Origin of the sequence: Microcoleus sp. S13C4 (assembly GCF_036700865.1) — a bacterium.
In the GTDB taxonomy this organism is placed as follows: Bacteria; Cyanobacteriota; Cyanobacteriia; order Cyanobacteriales; family Microcoleaceae; genus Microcoleus.
In genome coordinates this window covers 79,408-93,356 of the sequence record NZ_JAUBPS010000022.1, presented here as the reverse complement: position 1 = coordinate 93,356, position 13,949 = coordinate 79,408, and the positions used below count along the sequence as shown (strand labels likewise).

7 protein-coding genes are annotated in these 13,949 nt (G+C 45.7%); 2 read left to right on the top strand and 5 right to left on the bottom strand.

Annotated elements, in window-relative coordinates; translation table 11 throughout:
* Positions 1 to 433: 433 nt before the first annotated feature.
* Both QT996_RS12025 and QT996_RS12020 read right to left on the bottom strand, forming a co-directional pair.
* Positions 434 to 3,574: an MFS transporter gene (locus QT996_RS12025; RefSeq protein ID WP_333046775.1), complete on the bottom strand. Its 3,141-nt coding sequence runs from the start codon at positions 3,572 to 3,574 to the stop codon at positions 434 to 436.
* A 513-nt stretch (positions 3,575 to 4,087) separates the two neighbouring features.
* The gene (locus tag QT996_RS12020) at positions 4,088 to 4,393 is read right to left on the bottom strand and encodes a hypothetical protein (protein WP_333046774.1); all 306 of its coding nucleotides are present in this window, start codon (positions 4,391 to 4,393) and stop codon (positions 4,088 to 4,090) included.
* Positions 4,394 to 4,478: 85 nt separating this feature from the next.
* Here QT996_RS12020 and proS point away from each other — a divergent pair, with 85 nt between their 5' ends.
* Together proS and QT996_RS12010 are read left to right on the top strand one after the other, a co-directional pair.
* Positions 4,479 to 6,284, top strand: a complete 1,806-nt coding sequence (proS, locus tag QT996_RS12015) for a proline--tRNA ligase (RefSeq protein ID WP_333046773.1) — start codon at positions 4,479 to 4,481, stop codon at positions 6,282 to 6,284.
* Positions 6,285 to 6,648: 364 nt separating this feature from the next.
* The gene (locus QT996_RS12010; RefSeq protein WP_333046772.1) at positions 6,649 to 9,618 is read left to right on the top strand and encodes an adenylate/guanylate cyclase domain-containing protein; all 2,970 of its coding nucleotides are present in this window, start codon (positions 6,649 to 6,651) and stop codon (positions 9,616 to 9,618) included.
* An 85-nt stretch (positions 9,619 to 9,703) separates the two neighbouring features.
* On the opposite strand, the gene rpmB is transcribed toward QT996_RS12010, so the two are convergent.
* The 3 genes from rpmB to rppB all read right to left on the bottom strand — a co-directional run bounded on the left by rpmB (position 9,704) and on the right by rppB (position 13,538).
* Positions 9,704 to 9,940: a 50S ribosomal protein L28 gene (rpmB, locus tag QT996_RS12005; protein ID WP_006634309.1), complete on the bottom strand. Its 237-nt coding sequence runs from the start codon at positions 9,938 to 9,940 to the stop codon at positions 9,704 to 9,706.
* Positions 9,941 to 10,093: 153 nt separating this feature from the next.
* Positions 10,094 to 12,082 (bottom strand): molecular chaperone HtpG, encoded by a 1,989-nt coding sequence (gene htpG / locus QT996_RS12000; protein WP_333046771.1) that lies wholly within the window; start codon positions 12,080 to 12,082, stop codon positions 10,094 to 10,096.
* A gap of 124 nt (positions 12,083 to 12,206) precedes the next feature.
* Positions 12,207 to 13,538, bottom strand: coding sequence for a two-component system sensor histidine kinase RppB (rppB, locus tag QT996_RS11995; RefSeq protein ID WP_333046770.1), 1,332 nt, complete (start codon positions 13,536 to 13,538; stop codon positions 12,207 to 12,209).
* Positions 13,539 to 13,949 lie beyond the last annotated feature (411 nt).

Genomic DNA, 13,949 nt, shown 5'->3' with positions numbered 1-13,949 from the left:
GTTCGTAATTCATATTATTAATCTAATTTTTTCTTTTATTTTACCTAGAACGAGCGCACTTTCGCAAGAGGTCTACTGAAGCGGGTATCTCTGATTATTGGATATTTAATTTATTAGAAATTTGTTTGGAATGTTACAGCGAACCTTATCAGAATTCCCAAGGCCAATTTGGTTATCGCGTCAAGAGAATTTTTCTGCCTAACGAGACAGTTGCCCTGCCTAATTTTGGGGATTTCTCCCTCGATTTATCTAAAGTATTTCCTCCTAGTTTTCTCGGCGAATAGAATTCGCTACAGAAACAAAGTCCGCCGCAGTTGACGTGGCAGGATGTAGGGTCGGGTGGACTAAAAAAACCGGGTGTCACTCAAAGAAAATAGGCTGGCAAATAGCCAGCCTAGAATCAGGAGAACTTTATTTCCAATTCGTGGAAAGTCTAGCTAAACAAACCCGAAATACCACCGACCGCTATTGCTCCAGCCAAAGCCGAAACAACCACAGAAGTCAGAGCCGTACCGAACAGCCACCAAGCAGCAGTTGCGGCGGCTTCGCGCGCATCTTCTGCTTGCTGCTTGGTCTTGTTCTTGAGCTGTTTGATGCGTTTTTTGGCTTCATTTTGCAGGCGTTCCGATCGCAATAAAACGCTGTCCCGGGCTCCTTCCATTTGGTCAACAATTCGGTGCGCGTCTGTCTCGGAAATATCGGAACGAGAACTCAGCAGGGCAACTAAAGTACCGCGATCGAACTCACCTAAACGCTCTTTAATCGCGTCAAATCCGGCCTGCGGGTCGTCAAACACTTTGCGGAAATCCCGCTTGATGCCTTCGTAGTTGAGCTCTGGTCGATCGAGCGAATTGAGGTAATCCCTAATTTTCGTGAAAATACCATCGATTGCCGACTGAAACTTGTCCTGAACCATTTGAACTTGTTCGACAATTTGGTTGCGGACAGATTCAATTTGGTCGGCAATTCTGTTAGCTTCCTCTTGCGAGATGTCTTCCCGCTGCGACAACAGTGCTACCAGAGTATCGCGGTCAAAATGTTTCAGGCGATCGCCCAAACTTTGCATCCCCGCTCCCGGCTCACTAAACAGCAACTGCAAATCGCGTTTGATGCTTTCAGGATTGAGTTCTTCCTTGTCCGTATTCCGCAAGTAATTTTCCAAACTTCCTTGGAAATCCCGGACTGTTTTTTGAGCGCGAGAAGCCAAGCGGCGGGGCGATTTCACGATGCTGCGAATCGAATCTTGCACGCGATCGATCGTCCGATTGATCTGTTCTTCGCTCAAATCTTCCCGCTGGGAAAGCAGCTTCACCAAAGTTTCGCGATCGACCTGAGAAAGTCTTTCCCGAAGTGCCAAAGCACCCTCTTTCGGACTTTCAAACAATTTGGTCAAATCCCGATTGATGCCTTCAGGATCGAGTTCTTCCAGGTTAGTATTCCGCAGGTACTCGCCAATTTTTGCAGTAACTTCCTCGTACTGCTCCTTAGCTCTATCTGCAACTATTTGCGGGGCGTGGATAATATTGTCGCGCACAGATTCGATGCGGTCGATCGCCTGATTTATCTGTTCTTCGCTGAGGTCTTGCCGCTGTGACAGCAACTGCACCAGCGTATCGCGGTCGAATTGAGACAAGCGTTCTCTCAGCGATTTAAATCCGGCTTCCGGGTCGCTTAAAAGTGTTTGAAACTCGCGCTCGATCGCTTCAGGATTGAGTTCTTCCTTATTAGTATTGCGGAGATAGTCTTCTACCTTTTGCCGCAATTCTTGCGCTTTCGATTGCGCTTGCTCTTGCAATTCTTGAGCTTTAGAAATCACGCGATCGCGCGAACTCTCCAGTCTGCCGATTAACTGATCGGCTTCCTCTGGACTGAAATCCTCCCGCTGACCGAGCAACTGCACCAAGGTATCGCGGTTAAACTGAGACAGGCGATCGCGCAAAGCCTCGAAACCAGCATCCCGATCTTCCAAAAGCGCTTGGAAATCCCGCTCAATACCTTCAGGATTCAATTCTTCCTTGCCAGTTGATCGCAAATAATTCTCAATCCGGCTCCGCAAATCTTGAGACTGTTCTTCACCAGCAGCAGCTTGCACAATTTCCAACACTTCTTGTCGGACACCTTCAAGCTGTTCGGCAATTTCCGTCACCTGTTCAGGAGCAAACCCCTCGCGGCGGCCCAGAATCCCTACAAAATAATCGGGATTAAACTGCTCTAACTGGCGCAAAACAGCTCCCGGAGAAGCTTCCGGGTCGTAAATCACATCCCTAAATTCCTGCTTGATTGTCTCCCGGTTGAGATGCCAAGGTTGGGTATTCAGCAAGTAGTTTTCCACATCAGCCTTACCTGTATTGAAAGGCAGCGCAGGCACTTTGTCACCCACCTTAGAAGCCAAAGATTTAGCTTGTTCCGTCCCTTTGGCTGTCAGTTGCTGCAACTGACCAGAGATTTTTTCAACATCCAAATCAGACAAATCCGTCCGCGACAAAACAGTGCCCACAAGAGCTTCCACACCCAACTGCATCGCTCGCTTCATGCCGCTGCTGGATTCCGATTTGTTTTCCCTACTTTCCAGAATTTGAGACAGCTTGGCGTTGAGTTCGTCAGACTTCAGCAAATCTGGAGCCGCAAACTTGAGAAAATCCACCAACTCCAAATTCGGGTCTTTTTGCTCTTGCTGCTTGCCGAATGTTTGCTTCCAAACGCCTTCGAGTTGGTCGGCAACTTGAGTTATTTCCTCTTGAGAAAAGTCTGTGCGACTCTTAATTAAATCCACAAAAGTCTGGCGGTTAACATTCTTCAGAACGTCGCTTCCCGCAAGAGATTTGATATCTGCATCGCCCAGCAACTTTTCAAATTGACCGCGAATTTCTTTAACATCTAGTTTCGGTAACTGCAAAGCACCCACATAATCTTGCAGTGTTTCGCGAATGCTATCGGGGTCTACCGCCGAACTCAATTCGCGGCGGACAGCGGCAACAGATGCCTCTACAGTATTCACCATTTGGTCGCTAGCCATCTTCCCGCCGATCGCTGCACCAGCAGTACCCATGACGCCTTGAACGCCTGAAAAAGCAGTTTTTATCAAGGAACCGATCATAGAACCGACGGCGCTAGAACCGAGCCATACAAGGGTTAAAAAGTACGCTGCCCAGATGACCACACCAATAATTGCCGCTCCATCTACGCTGGCAATTGAAGTTAGTTTTACCGCCAGAAAACAAGCCAAAAATAAAGCTAGGTTAACTGTGACTAAAATCCAACCTCCGACTAAACCTTCGATTTTCCGAACTTTAGTGCCTAAACTTTCGGACTCATCATCGTCATCGTCGGCTAAAGCCTCGTCCCAATTTGAGATTTTGGCGGCGATCGAGAAATTTGTTAACAGGAATTGGAAGCCGAAAGCCATGATGACTCCGGCGATTAATGCCACGAAAAACTGAGGGCTTAAAAACATCAGACCTCCGATATCGGGGTGATTAAATGGCACATCTATTTCTACTGGCATTTCTACTGGCATTTGACCCCTATTGAGTTGGGGAGTGTACAGCGACATTAATAACTCGCTTTGAAACATAATTTACCTCCTTAATTTTTATGCCTAACTCGGCATAGCGAAAATTGCCCCCAACTTTTTTCTAGGGGTGTTTGTAATCTTTAGATGAGGTTTTGTTTTGGTTCGGCTTTATCTTACGGAAGCCTTATTAGTGACATTGGGATGAGTGGTAACTCAGTTCTATAGTGATCTCATCCTTACTGCTTATTATGGCTCTGGAAGCTAAAAAATAAATCCGTCTAAAGTCAGAAATTACTTTTTAAGGGATTGGTAGCAGCAGAGTTCGCATAAAACGGGCAAGTTTGAGGCGGGGGCAATCCCCACCAATTATCAATAGTAGTAAAGTGCGATGTGATGCACTCTACATATCGTAGAGTGCGCTACCGAGTTAGGATTCCGTTGGATTTTCAGGCTCAAAACGAGCGAGTAATTGCGATCGATTGAGCTGCATAATCAGTCGTTGGCGAGGGAGGGTTTCTAAATCTAATTACAGGCAATTCAACAAACATGATATCGGGTGCGCCGCAGCCTAGGCTACGAATTTTTTCCACAGCATTTACCCTCACAGTTGCGAATGCTGCGAATACAGCCGTACTGCTCGAAACGTTGACTGTGTTTGCGAACAGTAGGATAGGCTAGTAAATATAAAGGAATTCCGATTATTTTGTAAAGCAATCGACCAGCAGCATGAACAATATCCCAAATTTCACTTAAATTAGGTTCTCGAACAAATTCTCCTATTTCATCTTTTAAGGCAAGCCACTGAGATTGCACAGTAAAAGAGTGACAATCATCAAAGACTGCCATACCTTTTTCGTAGTTTTGCCAAATTTTATTCATATATTTAATCAAATCGGGCTTAGTTCTGATAATATCAGAAGTTGATCTAAAATTACAATCATCCGGTATTTTAAGGAAATTAGCTATGCGACTCTCTCAAATGCTTTTTGTCACCCTGCGGGAAGACCCAGCAGAAGCAGAAATTCCCAGCCACAAACTATTACTGCGTGCGGGATATATCCGGCGCATCGGCAGCGGAATTTACGCTTATCTGCCCTTAATGTGGCGTGTACTCAAAAAAGTCTCCCAAATTGTGCGCGAAGAAATGGACGCTACCGGCGCTCAAGAATGTCTCCTCCCGCAATTGCAACCGGCCGATTTGTGGCGGGAATCCGGTCGCTGGGACACCTACACTCAAGCTGAAGGTATTATGTTTGCCATGACAGACAGGCAGCAGCGAGAATTGGGACTGGGGCCAACGCACGAAGAAGTAATTACTACAATTGCTAAAGATATGATTCGTTCCTATCGGCAATTGCCTTTACATCTTTATCAAATCCAAACTAAGTTTCGCGATGAAATCCGCCCGCGTTTTGGGTTGATGCGCGGTCGCGAATTTATTATGAAAGATGGCTATTCTTTCCATACAAACGAAGAAAGTCTGAAAAAAACTTATCAGGATATGGCTCAAGCTTACAGCAATATGCTGCGCCGATCTGGCTTGCAATTCCGAGCAGTAGATGCTGATTCGGGAGCAATTGGCGGTTCGGGTTCTCAAGAGTTTATGGTGCTGGCTGAAGCGGGAGAAGATGAAGTTCTTTATACTGAAGATGGTCAGTATGCAGCTAATGTGGAAAAGGCTGTATCGATGCCGGCTGATTTAGAACCGTCGCCCTTTGCAAGTTTTGAAAAGCGGGAAACGCCGGGAACTGAAACAATTGATAAACTTTGCAAATTTTTGAAATGTTCTCCGACGCAAGTTGTCAAAAATGTGCTTTACCAAGCTGTTTACGACAATGGCATCACAGTCTTGGTATTGGTAAGCATTCGCGGCGACCAAGATGTGAATCAGGTAAAGTTGCTGAATGAATTGACGAAGTTAGCGGGCAATTATCAAGCTAAAACTGTTTTATTTTTGACTGTTCCAGATGCGGAAGCTCAGCGGAAATGGGCTGCTAAATCTTTACCTCTCGGTTATATGGCTCCCGATGTTGCTGATGATTATATCGCTGGGAGCAAGGAGGTAAACTCTAAGTTTTTGCGTTTGGTAGATCGCACTGCTGTTGACCTGACAAACTTTGTCACCGGTTCAAACGAATCAGGATACCACGTTGTCGGGGCCAATTGGAACAAAGAATTTCCGCTACCAGCAACGGTTGTAGGTGTCAGAACAGCCAAAAAGGGCGATCGGGCCGTGCACAACCCCGAACAAACCTTGCAAAGCGCCAGAGGCATCGAAGTCGGCCACATCTTCCAATTAGGAACCAAATACTCCCAAGCAATGGGCGCCACCTACACCAGCGAACAAGGCGAAGAAATGCCCTTTGTTATGGGCTGCTACGGCGTCGGCGTGTCGCGGCTAGCTCAATCTGCCGTAGAACAATCCTACGACAAAGACGGGATAATTTGGCCAGTGGCGATCGCCCCGTATCACGCCATCATTAGCATCCCCAATATTTCCGACGCCCAACAAGTAGAAGTCGCCGAAAAACTCTATGCCGAACTCAACCAATCTGGCATTGAAACCTTACTCGATGACCGTGACGAACGAGCAGGAGTTAAATTCAAAGATGCTGATTTAATCGGCATTCCCTATCGCATTGTTCCGGGTCGTTCGCTGAAAGCAGGCAAAGTTGAAGTCGTGGAAAGAGCAACTCACAAATCACAGGAAATTCTTGTTGATGAAGTAAATTCTACTTTAAAACAGTGGATTGAAGCCGCCATCAACTAAGCCTTTTTCACCAGTAAGGTGCGCGCACCGCGCACCTACATTTAGGCTCGCAAGGTGCGCGGTGTACACCCTACATTAGCTCCCCTCTTGGGAGCATCTCAATGAAAGCACCCAGCTAGAAATTGGAGACAGGAGGCAGGATGCAGGAGGAAAGTGGAAGAAAGAAGGAGCCAGAAGAAGTGTTTTTACAAATATGAGATGCTCCCCCCCTCTTCCTTCTTCCCTCTTCCTTCTTCCCTCTTCCCTCTTCCTTCTTCCTTCTTCCCTCTTCCCTCTTCCCTCTTCCTTCTTCCTTCTTCCCTCTTCCTTCTTCCTTATTCCTTCTTCCTTCTGATGTGAAATTCCCTAAAACTTAACACTCGATATGAATCTGAATTTAAATCAGTTTCTTCGATTCCCTCAATCCCGAATTGGGCGGTACTTAGCCCAAGTAACTGTCGTTGCGGTCGCTTACGCCGTGGGGGCGAGGCTAGCAATTTCAATTCAAGGTGTTAGTCCCTTCGCTTCCTCGGTGTGGCCACCCGCAGGAATTGCACAAGCCGGACTTTTATTGTTTGGGAGTAAAGTCTGGCCTGCCATTGTTTTGGGTACATTTTTGCTCAATTTGGTTAACCCAAGTGAACAGATATTTGCACTTTGGCTGGGAGGAAACGCCGGGGCAATTCTGCAAGCGGTTTTTGCAGTAACTGCCCTGAGCTGGTTCCGATTTCGTCCCTCTCTCGAACGTTTGAAAGATGTAATTAATTTAATCTTGTTTGGCGGTCTAATTGCTACTCAAATCAGTTGCACTATTGGCGCATTTTCTCTGTATTTAGCGGGCAAAATAGAGTGGAGCGAGTATTGGTCTGCTCGATGGAATTGGTGGTTAGGAGATACCATGGGAGTTTTAATTATAACTCCCTTAATTTTAATATTTATTCGTCCTCAAGTAACCGCAAATCGTTTAAAAATACAAACAGAAACCAAGAAAGCTTATTTAATTGAGAGAGGAGTATGGTTAATATTATTGATCGGGGTGAGCTGGCTGGTATTTGAGTCGAAACATGAAGCTTCGATTTCTCGTTATCCCCTGGAATATTTACCGTTTCCTTTGATCATGTGGGCTGCGCTTCAATTCGGTCAGCGAGCCGCTGTCCTAGCATCGTTTATTGTCTCAATCATCGCCATTTTTGGCAGTTCTCATGGAGGGGGGCCCTTCACAGCCAAAGCCGAAAATATTAATCAGGCTATCTTATTTTTGCAAGCTTTTATGGGTGTAATTACGATTACCTCGCTGTTATTGGCAGCAACAGTCGCTGAACGTACATCAGCGGAGTATTCTTTACGAGAGAGCGAAATTAAATATCGAGAATTGGTGGAAAATGCTAACAGCATTATTCTGAAACTGGATGCTGAGGGTCATATTACTTTTTTTAACGAATTCGCCGAAAATTTCTTTGGTTACAAGGAGGAAGAAATTCTTGGAAAAAATGCCTTGGGAACCATTATTCCACAGACGGACATCGCAGGGAATAACTTAGAGTTGGTCTATGGTCAAATTTTACAAAATCCCGATCGCTTTACCAGCTATGAAAATGAAAATATCCGGCGCAGTGGCGATCGGGTTTGGGTATCTTGGGCAAATAAACCGCTGGTTGATTCCGCGGGCAAACTTTTGGGCATCCTCTGCATCGGCACAGATATCACCGATCGCCGAAAAGCTGAAATAGCGTTGCAAAAGCTCAATGAAAAGCTGGAAATCCGAGTAGAAGAGCGGACGAATGCCCTGAAACAAAGCGAACTTCAGCTACAGAAACAGAAAGCGGCATTAATTGATTTAGCCAAAAATAAAGCGCTGAATCAAGGCGACTTAACAAAGGCGCTTCAAGAAATAACTGAAACTGCTAGCCGTACTCTGGAAGTTGCCCGATCGAGCGTCTGGCTGTACGATCGTACTAAATCCAAGATGGAGTGCCTGGATTTGTTCGATCGCACTCTCAACCAGCACTCACACGGCTTGGAATTAGCAGCAGCAGACTATCCTGCCTATTTTCAAGCACTGGGAGAAGAACGCGCAATTGCTGCCTTTGACGCACAACAAGATTTTAGAACTAGAGAATTTGCGGAATCTTACCTAGTTCCCTTCGGCATCACTTCCATGCTAGATACGCCGATTCAAATAGGCGGTGAAACAGCAGGAGTTATTTGTTTGGAACACGTAGGAACTCCCCGTTATTGGACTATTGAAGAACAAAGTTTTGCTGTTTCTCTAGGGGACTCTGTAACTTTCGCCGTAGAAGCGCGACAACGCCAGCGGGCTGAAGAAGCGCTGCGGCAAGCTGAAGAAAAATACCGCAGCATCTTTGAAAATGCGATAGTCGGCATTTTTCAAACTACCCCAGATGGGGAATATCTCAGCGCCAATCCTGCTTTGCTTCGCATTTACGGTTACAGTTCGGGCGAGGAATTGGTCGGCACATTAACTGATATTAGCCAACAACTTTATGTTGACACCGATCGCCGCGCCGAAGTTGTCCGCTTAATAGAAGAACAAGGCAAAGTATCGGATTTTGAATCTCAAATTTACCGCCGAGATGGCAGCGTAATTTGGATTTCGGAAAATACTTATACCGTGCGCGATTCCTACGGAAATTTGCTTTATTACGAAGGTACTGTTCAAGATATCACAACTCGTAAACTAGCTGAGGCAGCTTTGCGCTTAGAACAAGAAAAATCCGATCGTCTCCTGTTAAACGTTTTACCACAACCCATTGCCGACCGATTAAAACAAGACCAAAGCATCATCGCCGATACTTTTGCCGAAGTCACAGTATTGTTTGCAGATATAGTCGGTTTTACCCAAATTAGTTCCCAGATTTCTCCGCCCCAATTAGTTTCCTTGCTTAACGACATTTTTTCCACATTCGATCGCCTAGCAGAAAAGCACGGATTGGAAAAAATTAAGACGATTGGCGACGCTTACATGGTAGTTGGAGGGCTGCCGATGCCGCGCAGCGATCATGCAGAGGCGATCGCCCAAATGGCCCTGGATATGCAGCAGGCAATTATTGACTTCAGCAATACCCACAGCCAAGATTTCAGCATCAGAATCGGCATCAACAGCGGCCCGGTTGTCGCCGGAGTCATCGGCATTAAAAAATTTATTTACGATTTGTGGGGAGACACAGTTAACACCGCTTCCCGCATGGAATCTCACGGCAAGCCAGGGAGTATTCAGGTAACAGAGACAACTTATCAGCAGTTGCGAGAAAAGTATTCCTTTGAAAACCGCGGCGCGATCGAAGTTAAAGGCAAAGGCCAGATGACTACTTATTTACTGAAATGCCGAAAATAGCTTTAGTAAAAGTTTTTCTCTAAAAGTAAGGGCGATCGCACACATGAAAGTGCGATCGCCCTTACTTTTAATTTAGCCAAGTTTTTTAAAGCTTGTACAGGTTAATTCCAGCTTCCTTCGCCATGATTTCCAAACCCTTGTGTTGCAAGGTTTTAATGGCCTTCGTAGAAAGGTGCAATCTTACCCAGCGCTTCTCCTGCGGCCACCAAACCCGTTTCCACTGCAAATTTGCGTCTTGCAATTTGTGAGTGCGGTGGTGCGAGTGAGAAACCGCAAAACCGTTATTCGCCTTCTTCCCCGTTAGCTGACATTTCCGTGACATATTGCCCTCCAGATTACCGTTTTTTTGCGTGCAGCATTTCATTATACCCGAAGGAAGAAGGAAGAACGAAGAACGAAGAAGGCTTCACTTATCCCTTTACCCATAGAAATAGACTCTTGCCTCCCCCCTTAGCAAGGGGGGGTTGGGGGGTAATTACATTGCACGTTCAGTCAATTTTGTCAACACTTGATTCGATCGCTCGACAAAATCCTTCATCCCTTCAGCGTCGAAACCCTTCTGGGCCATCAAAGCCAAGTCGTAAACGTGGTGACAAATCATACTCGCCAACTGACTTGACGGAGACTCCCCGCCGCCTTGAATAATCGCACCCTGACTCAAACTAGCCAGATTTTGAATCAGCGGGTGAGACGTATTCACCAACAAAACGTGTTCTTCGGGGAATTCCGCTGCTTGCTGCTGCAAAAGCGCCGTCATGTCGCGCATCCGGCGCAAAGCTTCTGGCAAAAGTACGATCGCAGGTGGCGTCCCCTCCGCAGAGTCAGACTTCAAAGCTTCAGTGCGGATGTTCACTTTTGGCTTATTAAGAGCTTTTTGGAACATTTCTTTAACTTGTTCGCTGCGAGTTTTATTCGTCGCCGGATCGACAATTTCCGCTTCTTTCTCTTTGTCAATTAGCGTTTCGTCGATGTCGGAATCAACCCGTGAGAATTTGACATCTGAGTATTCTCGTTCCAAGAAGCTGATAAAGTGCGTGTCGATGAAAGAATCCATAAACAGCACTTCTAAACCTTGGCTTTTGTGCATAGCAACGTAAGTTGCTTGAGACGCAGGTTCCGTACAATAAAACACGCGATTTTCGTGACGTTTTTGATTGCGTTCCAAATACTCTTTTAGAGTCGTGTAAGGCTGCGTGGAACTAGAATTTTCCGACTTCGGAGTGACATCTTGCCACAGATCTCCTTCCTCAGTTTGCACCTGAACTTCGGGCGTTACAGTTTCTGGCTTCTCGGCTGTTGGTTCGTAGGTGCTGCGGTAGATTAAGATATCTTCGACTTGCTTTTTGAACTTGTCATCGTTGAGAGTTCCAAACTTGACAAAAGTGCCGATATCTTGCCAGCAGCGGATGTATTCGTTACGGTCGTCGCGGTAAAGTTCTTTCAGGCGATCGCCCACTTTTTTCGCAATATAATCAGCGATTCTCCGCACAGTACGATTGCTTTGCAAAGAACTGCGAGAAACGTTCAGCGGAATGTCGGTACTGTCAATGACGCCCCGCAGTGGCATCAAGAATTTCGGGATAATTTCTTCGCAGTGGTCGCTGACAAAAACCTGATTGCAGAATAGCTTAATATTGCCTTGCGTAACATCGACATCCGGCCGCAGTTTGGGAAAGAAAAGAATCCCGTTGACAATGAAAGGATAATCTGTATTCAGGTGTACCCACAGCAGAGGCTCGTCTTGGAACGGGTAAAGGTAGCGGTAGAGTTCCAAGTAATCTTCTTTTTGCAAATTGCTGGCTGATTCCCGCCAAATTGCTTTGTGCTTGTTGAGTTCCTCTCCCTCAAATTTGATGGGAACGGGCATGAAATCGCAGTAAGTTTTGATTAACTGCTTAATGCGACTGGGTTCTACATATTCTTGTTCTTCGTCTTGGAGGGTAAGAGTAATAGTAGTGCCGCGTTCCGTGCGGGTTGATTCTGATAGTTCAAAGGCGGGAGAACCGTCACAATGCCAGTGTACTGCTTGCGCGCCTTCTTGGTAAGAAAGGGTGTCTATGTCTACTTTCTGAGCGACCATGAAAGAAGAGTAGAAACCGAGACCGAAGTGACCAATGATTGCGTCGTCGCCGCTGCCTTGATATTTTTGAATAAATTCTTCTGCGCTGGAGAAAGCGACTTGATTGATGTATTTTTTTACTTCGTCGGCGGTCATGCCGATGCCGTTGTCGGTAATTGAGAGTGTTTTGTTTTCTTTGTCGATCGCTATGTTGATTTGCGGTTCGCCCATGTCGCCGCTGTATTCGCCGGAACGAGAAACCATTTTGAGTTTGGCAATGGCATCGACGGCGTTAGAAATTAGTTCCCGCAAGAAGACTTCGTGGTCGGTGTATAGCGACTTCTTGATAATCGGGAAAATATTTTCGGTATGGATTGAGATTGTTCCCTGTTCTAAAACTGTCATAATTTTTCTCTCTGATGACTGCTAATTGCTTAGAAATAGCTATTTAATGATTTTCGGCGATCGCGCTATCTTCTGCAAAAGGGATTACCCTAAAAAGACGATTCGGTTTCCCTCACATAGTAACTCACAAAGGCAGCCGCAGGAGAAAGGTGCTGCCGGAACCCAATTCGCTGCGGGCGCTGAGGCTGCCGCGGTGTGCCCGGGCTATGGTTTGGGCGATCGCCAATCCCAGTCCCGAACCGCCGGTATTGCGCGATCGATCGCTGTTGACTCGGTAAAATCGATCGAATATTCGCGCTAAATCTGCCACCGCCATCCCAATACCCGTATCTTGAACCTGAACGATCGCCTCCTGGTGACTGCAATCTAAAATAACTGTTACTTTCCCGCCCGCCGGAGTGTATTGAATGGCATTAACAATTAAATTAGCAACTAAGCGATAAAGTTGGTCGGAATTGCCGACAACATTTAATTGCTGCTGTACGCGGATTTCGGATGTTAGCGCTATTTGAGAAGCGATCGCCATTGCGGCCAATTCCTCGACTAAATCGCTAACAATGTCATTCAAACAACACAATTGAGCGCGAGAGGGTAGCGCTTGATTATCCATGCGGGCCAGCAGCAGCAAATCCGCAACTAACTGAGTCAGTCGTCGGTTTTGGCGATCGATAGTCCGCAAAGTCTCCCGCGCTTCTTTTTCATCTAATTGAGGCGTTAACAGCGCCGATTCTACTGTCGCCTGCGAAGCCGCTAAAGGCGTCCGCAATTCGTGGGCGGCATCCGCTGTAAACTGTTGAATTTGTCGGTAGGAAGAGTAAATCGGTTTCATTGCCAATCCTGCCAGCCACCAACTAGAAAATCCTACCAAAATTAACGCTGTCGGCAATCCCAATTTCAAAACCAATTTCACTGTACTGAGATAACTGTTGAAGTCTTGCAAACTCCGCCCCACTTGAAAATATCCCCAATCTTTCTGCGTCTGAGTGTGCAGCGATACAGAAATTTGATGATAAATATTGCCTTTTTTGTCCGTGATTGTTTGCCAGTGTTTGGAGTTAAATTGTTGAGGTAATTCTGCTGGATAAGCGCCCGCAGTTGCAATCAATTTTCCGGAATAATTAAATAAACGGGTATAGTAATAGCTTTGGTTAATAGCACTTAAAATATGGCGCTCTGGCAACTGTTCTTTAATGCCGTTAACTCCAATTACGCGGAGGTTCGGCAAAAGTTCCTTGACGATTGGTTCCAAGCGTCCTGGCTGCTGCAATTTGAGTTCTAGGCTGTCGTGCAGCGTCCCGGCTACCGATTCTAATTCCCGGTCTATGGCTACCCAGTGAGCGTGGGCGATCGCCTTATATACGCCCAATCCCAACAAGCTTAAAATCAAACCCATTACAGCCGCATAGGAAATGGCTAATTGCCAGCGAGTTCGGTTAAATAGTTTATTTTGATTCACCTTTCATATCTTGCTAGTAATTGGTAATTGGTAATTAGTTGAAGATGATATTTTTTTATTTACCGCAGAGAACGCAGAGGAGGAGGAAAAAAGAAAGAATAAGCTTAAATAATCAGGTTTCTGACCCGGTGCCTAATTCCTATTAAAATAAAAGTTTACCGCTAAATAATACATTCTTTATATTTGACTGTCATGCCAAATCCTCATGTTTTAGGAGTTCTGCATATTCACTTATTCCGAGTTCCGCAAGTTGTCGGTCTTCTTCGGCAAATTCGCCCTAGAGTGCAGCTAAGTTAGTTTCATCGATTGCTGAAATAGTAACTAATCTGGCACAGAATTTTAGGAAGGTAATAAATTCAAATACTTGTTTGAGTTGTTATATATCGAGATTTTCTAACTCTTGTTGGATTA